This window comes from Streptomyces sp. NPDC056373, from assembly GCF_042262425.1.
Taxonomy (GTDB): domain Bacteria; phylum Actinomycetota; class Actinomycetes; order Streptomycetales; family Streptomycetaceae; genus Streptomyces.
Genome location: NZ_JBHJPX010000015.1, coordinates 1 through 15,540 on the forward strand (window position 1 = coordinate 1; position 15,540 = coordinate 15,540).

Below are 15,540 nucleotides of genomic sequence, written 5' to 3' on the forward strand. Positions count from 1 at the left end.
CGCCGACCCACCGGGGGGGGCCCGCGGGGCCCCCGGGGGGGGGGGGGGGGGGCCCCCCGGGGTCCCACACGGCTATCTCGCCCGGGTGCGGGGGGCCCCCGGGCCCGCGCGCCCCGCGGCCCCTCGTGCGTCCGGCTCGCACCGGACGGCACTTCCGGCGACCGCAATGACCAAAACCTCCGTTGCTTCCGGAAGGCAGACAACCCACCGGAGCCCGGGCACCATGTGGCGCACGTCACCCTCCCTCACAGGGCCTTTACTCACACCCGCATCGACGTACCGACAGGTGGTGGAACTCGTGCGCCTGCGCACCCCCCTCGCCCTGCTCGGGGCCGCCGTGCTCGTGCTCGTCGGACCCCCGCTGCTGACCACCGGCAGCGGCTCCGAGACCGGCACACAGATCCCGGGCCTGCGCTTCATGGTCCCCAACACGCCCGGCGGCGGCTACGACATCACTGCCCGGACGGCCGCGAAGAACGCCGAGGACGCCGGACTCACCCACAACATCGAGGTGTTCAACCTGCCCGGCGCCGGCGGCACCGTGGGGCTCAGCCGGCTGGTGAGCGAACACGGCAACGGCAAGCTCGCCATGTCCATGGGGCTCGGGGTGGTGGGCGCCGTCCGCTCCAACGACGCGCCGAAGACGCTCGGGGACACCACGCCGATCGCCCGGCTCACCGAGGAGCAGGACGTGGTGGTCGTGGCGAAGGACTCGCCGTACAAGACGATCGACGACCTGATCGGCGCCTGGAAGGAGAACCCGGGCAAGCTCCCCGTGGGCGGCGGCTCCTCGCCCGGCGGGCCGGACCACCTCGCGCCGATGCTGATGGCGCGGGCCGCCGGGATCCCGCCGAAGCAGGTCAACTACATCCCCTTCGACGGCGGTGGTGAGCTGCTCGCCTCGATCCTCGGCAACAAGGTCGCCTTCGGTGTCTCCGGAGTCGGCGAGTACCAGGACCAGATCAAGGCGGGCGAGCTGCGTCTCCTCGCGGTCACCGGCCCGGAACGCGTCGAGGGCCTGGACGCGCCCACGCTGAAGGAAGCGGGCTACGACGTGAACTTCACCAACTGGCGCGGGATCGTCGCCCCGGCCGGCCTGAACGACGGGGAGCGCGACAAACTCGTGAAGCTGATCGAAGAGCTCCACGGCTCCGACGAATGGCGCACGTCCCTGGCGCAGAACGGCTGGGACGACGCGTTCCTCACCGGCGAGAAGTTCGGCGCCTTCCTCGACGCCGAGGACAAGCGCGTGGTTTCGGTGCTGAAGGAGCTGGGACTGTGACGACGCAGACCGACATACCCACCGCGCAGACCGGCGGCGAACGGCGCTCGTGGCTGCGGGAGCACTCCGAACTCGGCGTGTGCGTCCTGCTGCTGGCGCTCGGCGTCCTGGTCCTGACCGACGCGCTCACCATGGACGTCGACATCGCCCAGCGCGGTCCGGTCGGCCCGAAGACCGTGCCGGTCGTGGTCGGCGCCGGGCTGCTGGTCATCGCCGCCCTGCTCGCCCTGGACGTGCTGCGCGGCGGCCGTGGCCAGGCCGAGGGCGGAGAGGACGTCGACCTGTCCGAGCCCGCCGACTGGCGCACCGTGCTGCTGCTCGCCGGGGTGTTCCTCGGCGCCGCCGTGCTGATCGAACCGCTCGGTTTCCCCGTCGCGGGCGCGCTGCTCTTCTGGGGTGCGGCCTTCGCGCTCGGCAGCCGCCGGATCGACCGCGATCCGCTCATCGCCGCCGGGCTCTCCCTCGTCACCTACATCGTCTTCAACAACCTGCTCGGAGTGCCCCTGCCCGGTGGTCCGCTGATGGGAGTGCTGTGACATGAATTCCTTCAACTCCCTGCTGGACGGCTTCGGTACGGCCCTCACACCGATCAACCTACTGTGGGCCGTCATCGGTGTGCTGCTCGGCACGGCGATCGGCGTGCTGCCGGGCATCGGCCCGGCGATGGCGGTCGCCCTGCTGCTGCCGGTGACGTACGGGCTCGACCCGATCGGCGCGTTCATCATGTTCGCCGGCATCTACTACGGAGCGATGTTCGGCGGCTCGACCACCTCCATCCTGCTCAACACGCCCGGTGAGAGCGCGGCGGTGGTGGCGGCCATGGAGGGCAACCCCATGGCGAAGTCCGGGCGCGGCGCCCAGGCCCTGGCGGCGGCCGCCGTCGGCCACTTCGCGGGCGGCCTGATCGGCACGCTGCTGCTGGTGGCGCTCGCGCCGACGGTCGCGAAACTGGCCGTGGACATCGGCGCGCCGGACTACTTCGCCATCATGGTGCTGGCGTTCATCGCGGTGACCTCGGTGCTGGGCTCGTCCCGCATCCGGGGCCTCGCCTCCCTGCTGATCGGCCTCACCCTGGGCCTGGTGGGGCTGGACCAGATGACCGGCCAGCAGCGCCTGACGTTCGGCTCGCTGCAACTGGCCGACGGCATCGACGTGGTGATCGTCGCGGTCGGTCTCTTCGCGATCGGCGAAGCCCTGTGGGTGGCGGCGCACCTGCGGCGCAGGCCGCCCGAGCCGATCCCGGTGGGGCGCCCCTGGCTGGGGCGCGAGGACGTGCGCCGGACCTGGAAGTCGTGGCTGCGCGGCCCGTTCATCGGCTTCCCGTTCGGCGCGATCCCGGCAGGCGGCGCGGAGATCCCGACCTTCCTGTCGTACGTGACGGAGAAGCGTCTGTCGAAGCACAAGGACGAGTGGGGCAAGGGCGCCATCGAGGGCGTCGCCGGTCCGGAGTCGGCGGCGTCCGCCTCGGCGGCGGGCACCCTGGTGTCGATGCTGACCCTGGGTCTGCCGACCACGGCGGTCGCGGCCGTGATGCTGGCCGCCTTCCAGCAGTACGGCATCCAGCCGGGTCCGCTGCTCTTCGAGCGCGAACCCGACCTGGTGTGGGGCCTGATCGCCTCCCTGTTCGTCGGCATGGTGCTGCTGCTCGCGCTGAACCTGCCGCTGGCGCCGGTGTGGGCGAAGCTGCTGCGCATCCCGCGGCCGTACCTGTACGCGGGGATCATGTTCTTCGCGGCGGTCGGCGCGTACGCCGTCGGCGGTGAGGTGATCGACCTGGTGATCCTGCTGATCATCGGCCTGATCGGCTTCGGCATGCGCCGCTACGGGCTGCCCGTGCTGCCCGCCGTGATCGGCGTCATCCTCGGCCCGAACGCCGAGCAGCAGCTGCGGCGGGCCCTGCAGATCAGCGACGGCAGTGTCACGGGTCTGGTCAACACGCCGTTCGCGGTGACCGTGTACGCGGTGATCGTGCTGCTGCTGGTGTGGCCGCTGCTGCGGAAGGCGGTGACGCCGCGCGGCAGAGCCGAGGCCTGAGGTCCGGCCGTCGCGGCGGCCGCACCCGGGCCGGTGCAGGCGGCGGATCAGTCCCCCACCGGTCGCAGCGACCCGTACGCGCGTTCCTGAACCTCGCGCGTGCGGGTCGCCGTTCTTCCGGGGGCTGCGTTCGGCCCGGACCCGAGCGTCAGGCCGAGAGCAGTTCTCTGCCCAGCCAGTCGGAGGAGTCCCGCACACCGGGCAGGGCGAAGAAGTAGCCGCCGCCGGTCGGGGAGATGTAGTCGACGAGGGGTTCGTCGATCAGCCGGGTCTGGGTCGCCTCGAACTGGCGGCGCACGTCCTGCTGGTAGCAGCAGAAGACCAGTCCCATGTCGAGGTCGCCGACGCTGTCGACGCCCCGGTCGTAGTTGTAACCCCGTCGGAGGATACGGGAGTTGTCGGTCTTCGGGGTGCGGGGGTTGGCGAGCCGGATGTGTGCGTCGAGCGGGATCGCGGTGCCGTGCGGGTCTTTGAGGTAGTTCGGGCTGTCGGTCTCCCGGGCGCCGTCCAGCGGCGCTCCGGTGTCCTTGCGCCGGCCGAACATCAGCTCCTGCTCGGACAGCGAGACCCGGTCCCAGAACTCGACGAGCATCCGGATGATCCGGACGACCTGATAGCTGCCGCCGGCCGTCCACGCGGGCTCGCCCTGTCCGTCGCCGACCCACACCAGGTGGTCCATCTCGCGGGCCGACGCGACGTCGGGGTTGGCGATGCCGTCCTTGAAGCCCAGCAGGTTGCGCTGGGCGCCGCTGGGCCGGGGCACGTTCTGGAAGCCGTCGACGCGCCACCGGATCTGCAGCGCGCCCCGCGTGTGCTTGGCGATGTCGCGCAGCGCGTGCAGCACGGTGTCCTGGCGGGCCGCGCAGATCTGCAAGGACAGGTCACCGTGGCATTCGGCCGGGTTCAGATCGTCGTTGGGGAAGGTCCGCATGGGCGTGAGCCGGTGCGGCTTGGCCGGGGCGAGTCCGTAGCGGTCGTCGAAGAGCGAGGCGCCGACCCCCACGGTGACGGTGAGCGCGTCGGCCGGTACGACGGGGCCGAGGATGCCGTTGTCCGAGGGCGGGGCGCCGACGCCGAGGTCCGCGGGCGTGCCGCCGGAGGTGAGGAACCGGGCCCGCTCGGTGAGGGTCTTCAGCAGGTCGGCCAGTTCGGCACGGCGGTCGGCGATGACGTCGAAGGAGACGAAGGCGGCGGCCGGCGGAGCCGGGGTGAGGATCCCCGCCTGGTGGGTTCCGTGGAAGGCCACCGGACCGGCGCCCTGCTGCCCGGCCGCCCGGGCGGTGCCGGTGCCGCTCTCGGCGAGCGCGAGCCCTCCCCCGGCCAGGACCGCTCCGGCGGCGCCGGCGCCGAGGGCCGTCTTCACGAAGGAGCGGCGGCCGGTGTGGGCGGGGCAGCCCGTCGGCGTGTCGGCGGACGGCATGGAGGTGTTCCCTTCGGATTCCTGTGCGGGGTGGTGGCGACGCTCGGCGCTCATGCGGCCTTCCTGATCTCGAGCAGGTCCGGCACCGGGGAGAGGTCTTCGAGGAGCTGCCCGGTGGCCCCGTCGATCCGGGCCTTCGCCGCCGGGTCGAGCCGGTCGACGGGGGTCCAGCGGCTGCCGTGGTGTGCGGAGTCGAGCAGTTGCTGAAGGCGGGCGATGTCCGCGTCGACGGTGGGCAGCAGCCGCGGAGCACGCGTGGTGAGCAACGGCCGGAGCACGGTGAGCAGTTCACGGGTGCCGGCGAGGTTGGCGTCGGCGGTGGCCAGTCCGGTGCCGCTGCCCTGGTCGGTGTCGCCGGTCAATTCGAACTGGAGGGTGTTCTCCAGGATCTCGTGGGCGCGCAGCGGCAGGTCGGAGGGGTCGAAGTTCTGATGCGGGAAGGCCTTCCGCAGCCCGGCGGCATCGTCGGCCAACTGTTGTGCGGCGCCTTTGAGCTGCGCGGCGGACTGACCGTGCCACAGCCCGTACTCGATCCGGTGGAAGCCGGTGAAGTTCTGGTCGCGCACGCCGCCCGGCAGCCCGTCGGGCCGTCCGTTGATCTTCTGGTCGAAGTCCTCGAAGGTGCCGTAGGCGGCGCCGAGGGAGGCGTAGGTGCGGTGGGCGGTCAGCCAGTCGGTGCGGGCGGTCTCCAGGTGCCCGGCCCGGATGTCGTCGCTGAGCCGCCTGGTCCGGGTGACGAGCGTCGACAGGCCCCGGTCCACGTACGCCCTGTACGCCTTGAGCGGTGTGGTGAGATCCCGCTGGGTGACGGGGACCACGGCGTGGGCTCCGGCGGCTCCGGCGACTCGGACCGCCTTCGAGGTGACGGCCCTGCCGTCGGTGGGCACACAGCGCCAGGCGTAGGTGCCGCCCGCCACGGTGGCGACGAGGTCCCGGGTGGTGCCGGGGGCAAGGCCCTCGATCTCGCCGTAGACCGCGTTCGAGGACGGGTCGATCAGGTACACCTCGGACGTCTGGTTGCCCGTGTTGTGCATCCGGAAGTCCTGCCGCCCCGGCTGCGGCGCGGTGAAGCCCTGACCGCAGTCCGTCCCGGAGACGGCGACGGTCTGACCGGCGGCGGGCTTGGAGTCAGCCAGGGCCACGACGAAACCGGCGAGGAGGGCCGGGACGGCGACGACGGTGACGGGGAGGAGCAGACGACGGCGGGTCGCCGCCCGGCTGCCGGGCCGGTCGGATGAGGGCTTCGCCTGTGAACCCGCGGGCCGGTCGGCTGACGGGTTCACAGGCAGATCCGCAGGCCGGTCGGATGACGGGTTCACCTGCGGATCGGCGGGCCGGTCGGATCGCGGGTTCGCCTGCGGGGGTGGCGTGGCGGTCCCACGGGCTCCCGGCACCGCGCGCGCTCCCCGGACGAACAGCGGCATCACCACGGCGAGATAGCCGACGTATCCGCTCACTTGGAGCCAGGTCATCGCGGGAGTCAGGTTGAGAACGCCCTGGAGCAGGGTGCTGTACCAGGAGCCGGCGTCGACGCTGCCGGTCAGGTCGAAGGCGAACGCCGTCCCGCCGGGCAGTACCCCGCCCTCCTGGAGGTCGCGCAGCCCGTAGCCGAGGACGCCCGCGGCAATGACGACGAGCACCGCGCCGGTGACGGTGAAGAAGCGGGTGAGGTCGATGCGCAGCACCCGGCGGTAGAGCCCCCAGCACAGGGCGGCGGCGAGCACGAGCCCGGCACCCGCGCCGGTCAGCGGTCCCGCCGACTCGTCGGCCGCCCGGGCGGTGGTCCACAGGAACAGGGCGGTCTCCAGCCCTTCACGTCCCACGGCGAGGAAGGAGGTGAGGATCAGGACCCCGGCGCCCATGGTCAGCGCCTCGGTGACCTTCTCCCTGATCTCGCCCGCGAGGCTGCGGGCGGAGCGTCGCATCCAGAAGACCATCGCGGTGACGAAGGCGACGGCGACGATGCTCAGGGCGCCGCCGAATGCCTCCTGCGCGGTGGTGGAGAGGGAGGCGGCGGTGAAGGTCAGCACCGCGCCGAAGCTCATCGACAGCGCGATCGCGGCCAGTACTCCGGTCCACACCTGCGCCAGACGCGATCCGGCCCCCGCCCGCACGAGGGTGGCGACCAGCACGGAGACGACGAGCCCGGCTTCCAGCCCCTCCCTCAGCCCTATCAGAAAGCTCGGAAACGAGTCGTCCCACATGTAGCGCGGCCCTCCCGGCCCAACGCCCGGCGCCTCGCGGAGCGAGTTAGCCAAGGCATGCCTTACCGACGCCGACCATCATGGACTCGGCTCTCTGGGCATCCGGTCATGAATGCCTCATGGCCCGGCAAAAGTCCTCAGGGGGCGCCGAAGGCGCGTGACGGGACCAGCCTTCGACCTCCGGACCTGACCCTTCCGCCTCCCCACCTCTTGACGCGTCAATGACAACAATGGCTTGATGTGCTGGGAGCGCTCCCACCTCATCCAGGGAAGGGACCACCATGCACGGAACCCCCCACCCGTCCCCGCAGTTACGGGTCTTGTCCGTCCTCGGCCTGCTGGCCACCCTGCTCCTCCCCCTCGGCTTGACGTTCACGCCCCGCGCGTCGGCCGCGCCCGCGGCGGACCCCGTCCGGGTCATGCCGCTCGGCGACTCGATCACCGGCTCGCCGGGCTGCTGGCGGGCCGTGCTCTGGAACCGGCTGGTCGACAGCGGGTACAAGGACATCGACTTCGTAGGCACGCTCCCCCCGCAGGGCTGCGGGCAAGCCCACGACGGGGACAACGAGGGCCACGGAGGTGAGCTGGTGACCAACGTGGCGGACCAGAACCTGCTGCCCGGCCGGTTGTCCTCGACACGTCCGGACATCGTTGTCATGCACTTCGGCACGAACGACGTCTGGAGCAGCATCGCGCCCGACCGCATCCTCGCCGCCTACACCAAGCTCGTGGGGCAGATGAGGGCCTCGAATCCGGACATGCGGATCCTGGTGGCGCAGCTGATCCCCATGAACCCCGCCACCTGCCCGGCCTGTGCCCAGCGTGTCGTCGACTTCAACGCGCGCGTTCCCGGCTGGGCCCGGGCGACCGGCACCGAGCGCTCCCCCGTCACCGTGGTCGACCAGTGGACCGGCTTCGGTACGGCCACCGACACCTACGACGGCGTGCACCCCAACGCGTCCGGCGATGCCAAGATCGCGGCCCGCTGGTTCCCGGCCCTGGCGGCGGCCCTCGACGCCGGGGTGCCGCAGGACCCGGACGACCCTGGCGGCCCGGGCGGCGACCCCGCCGCGTGCACCGCGCGCTTCCGGGCCGTCTCCGTCTGGCAGGGCGGCTACCAGGGCGAGGTGACGGTGACGAACACGTCGGGCTCCGCCGTGCGGGGCTGGACCGCGACCGTCGTGCCGGCTGGCGGGGCGCGTCTGACCCAGCTCTGGAACGGCTCCCTCACCACGGCCGCCGACGGAACGGCCACCGTCACCGACGCGGCGTGGAACGGCGCCCTCGCCCCCGGCGCGAGCGCCACGTTCGGTTTCATCGCCACCGCCCCGGCGACGACCGGCACCCCGGCGGCGACGGTCACCTGCGCCGGGAAGGCACCCGCCGGGTGACGGCCGTACCCGGTGACGGCCGTGCCGGGTGACGGCCGTGCCGGGTGACGGCCGTGCCGGGCCGGAAGCGCCCGGGCACAGGTGCACCCGGGCCTGCACCGTGCGGACCGTGCCCGCCCGAACCCGGCCCACCGGTACCTGCACACCCGACCTCCGCCCCCCCCGAACCGTGCCCACCCGAACCCGGCCCCTCCGAAACCCGCACCCGAACCGAGCAAGGACGGCAGGGCCCCGTCCGGCACGACAGCGCGACGGAGAACGAGCGCCACTCGACCCCCACTACCCCCACTTCTGGAGCCCTCATGAGACTCCGCCCCACCTCTCCACGCCCGGCCACCGTGGCCGCCGCCCTGCTCGCCCTCTTCCTGTCCTTCCTCGTACTGACCCCGCCGGCCCAGGCAGCGCCCACCGGCTTCCGGGTGCAGAACGGCCGGCTGCTGGAGGCCGGCGGGAACGACTTCGTGATGCGGGGCGTCAACCACGCCCACACCTGGTATCCGGATCGCGTCAGCTCCCTCGCCCACATCAAGGCCAAGGGCGCCAACACCGTGCGCGTGGTCCTCTCCAGCGGGGACCGCTGGACCCGCAACGACGCCGCCGACGTGGCGAACGTGGTCGCCCAGTGCAAGCAGAACCGGCTGATCTGCGTCCTGGAGGTGCACGACACCACGGGCTACGGCGAGCAGAGCGGCGCCGTCTCGCTCTCCCGGGCCGCCGACTACTGGATCGACATGAAGAACGTGCTGGCCGGCCAGGAGGACTACGTCATCGTCAACATCGGCAACGAGCCGCACGGCAACACCGGCTACACGGCGTGGACGGCCGACACCAAGGCCGCGATCCTCAAGCTCCGCGACGCCGGGTTCGACCACACGATCATGGTCGACGCTCCCAACTGGGGCCAGGACTGGGCGTTCACGATGCGCGACAACGCCGCCTCGGTCTTCGCCGCCGACCCGGACCGCAACACGGTCTTCTCGGTCCACATGTACGGCGTCTTCGACACCGCCGCCGAGATCACCGACTACCTGAACCGGTTCGTCACCGCCCGACTGCCCATCGTCATCGGCGAGTTCGGCCACGACCACTCGGACGGCAACCCCGACGAGGACACCATCCTGGCGGTGGCCCAGCAGCTCCGGCTCGGCTACCTCGGCTGGTCGTGGAGCGGCAACGGCGGCGGCGTCGAGTACCTGGACCTGGTGACGAACTTCGACCCGGACCAGCTCACCTCCTGGGGACAGCGCCTCTTCAACGGCGCGAACGGCATCGCGGCCACGGCCAAGGAGGCCGCGATCTACGGCTCCGGCGGGGGCGACACCACTCCTCCGACGGCCCCCGGGACCCCCACCGCCTCCGGCGTGACGTCCTCGTCCGCCACCCTGGCCTGGGCCGCCGCCTCCGACGCGACGGGCGTCACCGGTTACGACGTCGTACGGATCAGCGGCGGCTCCGAGTCGGCCGTCACCAGCACCACGAAGACCACTGCCACCCTCACCGGTCTGTCCCCCGCGACCTCCCACACCTTCGCCGTCTACGCGCGCGACGCCGCCGGCAACCGCTCTCCCCGCTCGGGGACGGTGACGGTCACGACCCCGTCCGGCGGCTCGCCCTCGGCCTGCGGTGTCGGATACCGGGTGACGGGCAGCTGGCCCGGCGGCTTCCAGGGCGAGATCGTCCTCCGCAACACGGGCACGTCGGCGATCAACGGCTGGACGCTGCGCTGGACCTTCCCGGACAGCCAGCGCGTCACCAACCTCTGGGGCGGTACGGCCACCCAGACCGGCAGCGCGGTGAGCGTGGCGGCCGCCGCGTACACCGCGACGATCCCCGCGTCGGGGTCGGTCACCCTCGGGTTCACGGCCTCCCGGTCGACGGCCAACCCCAGCCCGACGGCCTTCACCCTGAACGGCGCCGACTGCTCCGTGAGCTGACCGTCCCCGTACGGCGGTGCCGCCGCGGCCCGGGGCGCGGCGGCACCACCCTCGATGTGATCCGCGCTACAGCCGCACGGAAAGCGGTTTACGTCGCTGCGCAGTGGTCAGGCGGCGGGGATGTCGCACCGGCACCCCACAGCCGCATCCCCGGCAAGACGCGTACACAGCCGTCCGGGTTCCCCGCACGCCGCACGGGGGGCGTGATGAGCGAGGACACCCTGCGCATCCGCGCGGTCCCGAGCGGAGCGACGGAACACAAGACGCCGCCCGTGCCGGAGCCGGCCGGCCGCCGGGACGCGTTCTTCGACAACGCGAAGTACCTGGCGATCGTGCTGGTGGCGATCGGGCACTCCTGGGAGCCGCTGCGGGACGGCAGCCGGGCGGCTTCCGCCCTCTACATGGTCGTGTACGCCTTCCACATGCCGGCGTTCATCGTGATCTCCGGCTACTTCTCGCGCTCCTTCGACGCGAGCCCCGGGCGGATCAGGCGGCTGATCACCGGGCTCGCGGTGCCGTACATCGTCTTCGAGACGGCGTACACCCTGTTCACGCGGTGGACCGACCAGGAACCGGACCGGCCGGTGACCTTGCTGGACCCCCTCTACCTGACCTGGTTCCTGATCGCCCTGTTCGTCTGGCGGCTGACCACGCCGATCTGGCAGCGCGTGCGGTGGCCGCTGCCGGTGGCCCTGGCCGTCGCGATGCTGGCGACGCTCTCGCCGTCCATCGGCAACGACCTCGACCTGCAGCGCACGCTGCAGTTCCTGCCCTACTTCGTCCTCGGTCTGCTGCTGCGGGCGGAGCACTTCCGGCTGGTGCGGCGACGTGCGGCACGGATCGCCGCCGTGCCCGTCTTCGCCGGGGCGCTCGTCGTGGCCTACTGGGCGGTGCCCCGGATGAGCGGAGCCTGGTTCTACCACCGTGACAGCGCCGAGGAACTGGCCGCGCCCTCCTGGTACGGGCCCGTGATGACGCTGGTGACGTTCGGCTGCTCACTGGTCCTGGTCGCCTGCTTCCTGGCCTGGGTGCCCGGCCGCCGCATGTGGTTCACGGTGCTGGGCGCGGGCACGCTCTACGGCTACCTGCTGCACGGCTTCGTCGCGCAGGGATCCAAGTTCTGGGGCTGGTACGAGCCGGCGTGGGTGCACCGGCCCCCGGGCGAGATCCTCGTGACGGTCGTCGCCGCGCTGCTCGTGACCGTGCTGTGCACCCCGCCGGTGCGACGGGTGTTCCGCTGGGTGATCGAGCCCGACATGGCCTGGGCGTTCCGCCGCGACGCACGCGAGCGGGCGCGGGAGCGCAACGCCGTACGGGCCTGAGACACCCGGGAGGGCAGGCCGCCGCTCTCACCGCGGCCGGCCGCGGGGCGTGTGCGGCGCTCCCCCACCCGCGCGTTACTCTCTCTTGACGATCGACGTGTGACCGATCACAATTCTCGACATGAATGTGACCGGTCACACAAGACGCCCGGCGAGCATCCGGGATGTCGCCACGGCCGCGGGGGTCTCGTACCAGACGGTCTCGCGGGTGATCAACGGTCATCCCAGCGTCCGGCCGTCCACCCGGGAGCGGGTACAGGCCGCCATCGAGGAGCTGGGCTTCCGGCGCAACGCCACGGCCCTCGCGCTGGCCAGCGGGCGCACCCGCACCGTGACCGTGCTGACCGCGAACACCACCCACTACGGCTACGCCTCGATCCTCCAGGGCATCGAGGAGTCCGCCCGCGCCGCCTCCTACGCGGTCGGCATCGGCGTGCTGGAATCCGCCGACGACGCGGCCGTCGCCGCCGAAGTGCAGCGCGCGACGGACGCGGGCGGCGGCATCGTCGTGATCGCCTACGACCCGGCCGGTGTGCGGGCGCTGGGAGCCGTGCCCGCCGGGGTGCCGGTCGTGGGCGTGGTCGAGACCCCGGCGAGCCCGCCCGGCGGCGAGAGCCCCTGGGTGTGGGCCGACGACCGCGAGGCCGCCTACCGGGCGACCCGTCATCTGCTGTCTCTCGGCCACGAGACCGTGCACTACGTCGCCATCCCCTCCAGCACCCGCCGCACCAGCGCCCGCACCGGCGGCTGGCGGCAGGCCCTGAAGGAGGCGGGCGCCCCGGAACCCCGTCCGGCGCAGGGCGGCTGGGGACCGGCGGGCGGTCACGCCGCGGCGCTGAAGCTGGCGCGGGACCCGTCCGTCACCGCGATCCTGTGCGGCAACGACGATCTCGCGCTCGGCGTGCTGCGCGCCCTGCACGAGACGGGCCGGTCGGTGCCCGGCGAGGTCAGCGTGGCCGGGTTCGACGACGCCCCGCACTCCGCCTTCCTCACCCCGTCGCTGACCACCGTGCGCCTGGACTTCACCGGCCTCGGCAGGGCCGCCTTCGCCCTGCTGCACGGCGCCCTGGAGGAGTCCGCCCCGGTCGCCCCGCATCCCGTGTCCGAACCGGAACTGGTCGTGCGGGAGAGCTCGGGCCCACCGCCCGCCCGTGCCTGAACAGCCCCAGTGAGCACCGCAGTCGCGCATCCGGCTTCCTGGGCCGTACCCGACTGTGGCGAGAGATCGTGTCCGGAAATCACCAGTGGAGCCGTCAAGTGACCGGAGGTCCAGCAGCGTGATCACCCCCACCCGCACGAGATCCCGTACCGGAACCGCCCTGTTCGCAGCACTACTTGGAGCAGCCGCCATGGCAGCGACCCTTCCCGCGACCGGGCCGGCGGCAGCCGCCGGTCCGCAGCGCCTGACCGTCGACCTGGACTCGTCCGAGGGCCCGGTGATGCTCGGCGCCAACGGCTCCCTCTACGGGCTCAGCGACGACGGGGTGCCCAGCGACGCCGTGCTGGAGCCACTGAAGATCACCAGCGTCTCGCAGAAGCCGGAGGGCGGCGCCCAGCATCCCAACGGCGACGCGCTCACGGTCTCCCGGTCGTTCTTCCGCACCGGCGGCGGTGAGATCAACGTGATGATGCAGGACATCTACGCGAAGTGGCCGTACGAGGACCTCGGCATCGACGACTACCTCCCCAAGGTCGACAAGATCGTCAAGGAGATATCGGCCGACCCGAACAGCGAACGATTCGTCTACATCCCGTTCAACGAGCCCGACCAGATCTGGTACAAGCTCGACGTCCAGGACCAGGCGCAGTACGAGAAGAACCGCGACCGGTTCTTCAGGGACTGGAAGACGGTGTACCAGCGGATCCGGGCGATCGACCCGGACGCGCGGATCGCGGGACCCAACGAGGCCGGGTACCACACCCGTCTGCTGAGGGACTTCCTCGCCTTCGCCGAGCGGGAGAACGTGCTGCCCCAGGTGATGACCTGGCACGAGCTCGGCTCCGGTTCGCTTCGTGACTTCCAGGCGCACTACGACGACTACCGCTCGCTGGAGCGCGAGGCGGGCATCGCACCGCTGAAGATCAACATCGACGAGTACGCCAACCGCCGCGACCTGTCCGTGCCCGGGCAGCTCGTGCAGTGGGTGTCGATGTTCGAGCGCAACAAGGTGTACGCCAACATGGCGTACTGGGACGCCGCCGGCAATCTCAGCGGCCAGATGGTGCGCACCAACAGCCCCAACGGCGGCTGGTGGCTGTTCCGCTGGTACGCGGGTCTGACCGGGAACACCGTGAAGGTGACGCCCCCGCGGCCGAACACCGTCGACACCCTCCAGGGCCTCGCCTCCCTGGACACCTCCCGCCGCCAGGCCCAGGTGCTGCTCGGGGGCGCGGACGGTGACGCGGACGTGGTCGTGCGCAACGTCCCGGGGTCCGCGTTCGGCCGTACGGTCACCGCGACCGTCGCCGAGGCCGCCTGGTCGGGATACGAGGGGCAGCACGCGGCGCCGCGGGTCCTCGCACGCACCAAGGTGAAGATCGCGGAGGACGGTTCGGCGACCGTCCCGCTGCGTGGCCTGCACAAGATGTCGGCGTACCGGATCGTCCTCACCCCCGGCGGCTCGGGCACCCCGTCCGCCGCTTCCGTCCCGTGGTCGGCGTCGTACGAGGCCGAGGACGCGGCCGTCACCGACGGCAAGGTCTACACCCAGGGCACGGTGAGCAACGCCAACGGCTACGCGGCCTCCGGCACCAAGGACGTGGGCTCCCTCGACCAGCCCGGCAGCCAGGTCGCGTTCACGGTGAACGTGCCGAAGGACGGCACCTACGACCTGGCGATCCTCTACGGCAACCAGTCCGGCGGCCCCGCCACGCAGAAGCTGATCGTCGACGGCGCCGACCCGGTGACGGTCACCTACGCCTCCACCGAGAACTGGACCTACCGCGCCAGGAAGGACGTCGGCGTCCGGCTGACGGCGGGAACGCACCGGCTGGTGCTGGCCAAGGGCGACGCCGAGGTCACGCTCGACCGGATCGACCTGACGGCCCGCACGGGCGCGCCCGCCGCGGCGTACGAGGCCACCCTGGCGGACATCGGCGGCAAGCCGTCCTACGACTACACGTCCTCGGCCGGTGTGGGCACGGGCGCCCTGGTGCTGCGCCCGGGCGACAGGGCCGTCTTCGACGTCTACGCCCCGCGCGACGGCTACTACACGGTCACCCCGCGGGCCTCCGCCGCTGTGAAACTGGCCCTGCACGGCGAGACCGTCACCGCGGCGCCCGGCCGCCCGCTGCGGCTGTACCTCGTCGCGGGCAACAACCGGGTCGCGATGACGTCGGGCCACGCCGCCGTCCGCTCGCTCGACGTCTCGGGCGACGGCTCCGCCGCGGGCACCCTCTCCTACGAGGCCGCCTCGGCCGTGCTCGCGGGTGGCGCGAAGCTCGTCGGCTCCCCGCACGCCTCCGCCGGCTCGTACATCGGCGAGCTGGGCAACGGTCCCTCCAGCACCGCCGAGTTCAGGGTGGACGCCCCCAGGTCCGGCCGGTACATGCTGGTCGTCCACTACGCCCACAACGACCGCCGGGACAACGGCCACGCCTACAACACGGACATCATGTCCCGTACGGCGGACATCCGGGTCGGGAGCGCCGCGGCCCGGAAGGTCACCTTCAAGAACACCTGGAGCGGGGACGACTACTGGACGGTCGGAGTCCCGGTCGATCTGGCGAAGGGGGCGAACAGGGTGACGTTCGGCAACGCCACCGCCTGGGCGCCGGACATCGACCGGATCGAGCTGGGCCGCGTCGTGGGCTGAGCCGTGCGGTGACGGACGGATCCGGTGCCGCAGCCCGCCGTGGGGGGGGGGGGGGGGCCCCGGGCGGGGGGGGGGGTGGCCAAAGGAGCCGCGGGCGGATAGAACAAAAACCGCCCCCCCCCCAGGGGTGGAAGTGGG

Annotated in this window: 10 protein-coding genes; 8 read left to right on the forward strand and 2 right to left on the reverse strand. The window is 72.0% G+C overall.

What is annotated here, in order from left to right; translation table 11 throughout:
• The first annotated feature begins 298 nt into the window (after positions 1-298).
• From ACFCXS_RS28965 to ACFCXS_RS28975, 3 genes are read left to right on the forward strand one after another with little or no spacing between them, the layout of a single operon-like run.
• Positions 299-1,282, forward strand: coding sequence for a Bug family tripartite tricarboxylate transporter substrate binding protein (locus tag ACFCXS_RS28965; protein WP_376646487.1), 984 nt, complete (start codon positions 299-301; stop codon positions 1,280-1,282).
• Positions 1,279-1,818: a tripartite tricarboxylate transporter TctB family protein gene (locus tag ACFCXS_RS28970; protein WP_376646287.1), complete on the forward strand. Its 540-nt coding sequence runs from the start codon at positions 1,279-1,281 to the stop codon at positions 1,816-1,818. Before ACFCXS_RS28965 ends, ACFCXS_RS28970 begins: the two co-directional genes overlap by 4 nt.
• Before the next feature lies 1 nt (position 1,819).
• Positions 1,820-3,316 (forward strand): tripartite tricarboxylate transporter permease, encoded by a 1,497-nt coding sequence (locus ACFCXS_RS28975; protein ID WP_376646288.1) that lies wholly within the window; start codon positions 1,820-1,822, stop codon positions 3,314-3,316.
• Between the two features lie 148 nt (positions 3,317-3,464).
• Here the strand turns inward: ACFCXS_RS28975 and efeB are convergent, their stop codons facing one another.
• Together efeB and efeU are read right to left on the reverse strand one after the other, a co-directional pair.
• Positions 3,465-4,736, reverse strand: a complete 1,272-nt coding sequence (gene efeB / locus ACFCXS_RS28980) for an iron uptake transporter deferrochelatase/peroxidase subunit (protein WP_376646488.1) — start codon at positions 4,734-4,736, stop codon at positions 3,465-3,467.
• A 50-nt stretch (positions 4,737-4,786) separates the two neighbouring features.
• The gene (gene efeU / locus ACFCXS_RS28985; RefSeq protein WP_376646289.1) at positions 4,787-6,940 is read right to left on the reverse strand and encodes an iron uptake transporter permease EfeU; all 2,154 of its coding nucleotides are present in this window, start codon (positions 6,938-6,940) and stop codon (positions 4,787-4,789) included.
• Positions 6,941-7,221: 281 nt separating this feature from the next.
• On the opposite strand from efeU, the gene ACFCXS_RS28990 reads away from it, so the two are divergent.
• The 5 genes from ACFCXS_RS28990 to ACFCXS_RS29010 all read left to right on the forward strand — a co-directional run bounded on the left by ACFCXS_RS28990 (position 7,222) and on the right by ACFCXS_RS29010 (position 15,402).
• Entirely contained in the window at positions 7,222-8,331 is a 1,110-nt protein-coding gene (locus ACFCXS_RS28990) for a GDSL-type esterase/lipase family protein (RefSeq protein WP_376646290.1), read from the forward strand.
• A gap of 302 nt (positions 8,332-8,633) precedes the next feature.
• Positions 8,634-10,265 carry a cellulase family glycosylhydrolase gene (locus tag ACFCXS_RS28995; RefSeq protein WP_376646291.1) on the forward strand — a complete coding sequence of 544 codons (1,632 nt, stop codon included), beginning with the start codon at positions 8,634-8,636 and terminating at the stop codon, positions 10,263-10,265.
• Between the two features lie 206 nt (positions 10,266-10,471).
• Complete coding sequence (locus ACFCXS_RS29000) at positions 10,472-11,587, forward strand: acyltransferase family protein (RefSeq protein ID WP_376646292.1); 1,116 nt, start codon at positions 10,472-10,474, stop codon at positions 11,585-11,587.
• Between the two features lie 121 nt (positions 11,588-11,708).
• The gene (locus ACFCXS_RS29005; protein WP_376646293.1) at positions 11,709-12,746 is read left to right on the forward strand and encodes a LacI family DNA-binding transcriptional regulator; all 1,038 of its coding nucleotides are present in this window, start codon (positions 11,709-11,711) and stop codon (positions 12,744-12,746) included.
• Between the two features lie 190 nt (positions 12,747-12,936).
• Positions 12,937-15,402 (forward strand): CBM35 domain-containing protein, encoded by a 2,466-nt coding sequence (locus ACFCXS_RS29010; RefSeq protein ID WP_376646294.1) that lies wholly within the window; start codon positions 12,937-12,939, stop codon positions 15,400-15,402.
• Positions 15,403-15,540 lie beyond the last annotated feature (138 nt).

Excerpts from the sequence above, each read along its gene's own strand:
- efeB (WP_376646488.1), bottom strand. The coding sequence starts at position 4,736 with ATGCCGTCCGCCGACACGCCGACGGGCTGCCCCGCCCACACCGGCCGC.
- efeU (WP_376646289.1), bottom strand. The coding sequence starts at position 6,940 with ATGTGGGACGACTCGTTTCCGAGCTTTCTGATAGGGCTGAGGGAGGGG.
- ACFCXS_RS29000 (WP_376646292.1), top strand. The coding sequence starts at position 10,472 with ATGAGCGAGGACACCCTGCGCATCCGCGCGGTCCCGAGCGGAGCGACG.
- ACFCXS_RS29005 (WP_376646293.1), top strand. The coding sequence starts at position 11,709 with ATGAATGTGACCGGTCACACAAGACGCCCGGCGAGCATCCGGGATGTC.
- ACFCXS_RS29010 (WP_376646294.1), top strand. The coding sequence starts at position 12,937 with ATGGCAGCGACCCTTCCCGCGACCGGGCCGGCGGCAGCCGCCGGTCCG.
- ACFCXS_RS28995 (WP_376646291.1), top strand. The coding sequence starts at position 8,634 with ATGAGACTCCGCCCCACCTCTCCACGCCCGGCCACCGTGGCCGCCGCC.
- ACFCXS_RS28975 (WP_376646288.1), top strand. The coding sequence starts at position 1,820 with ATGAATTCCTTCAACTCCCTGCTGGACGGCTTCGGTACGGCCCTCACA.
- ACFCXS_RS28990 (WP_376646290.1), top strand. The coding sequence starts at position 7,222 with ATGCACGGAACCCCCCACCCGTCCCCGCAGTTACGGGTCTTGTCCGTC.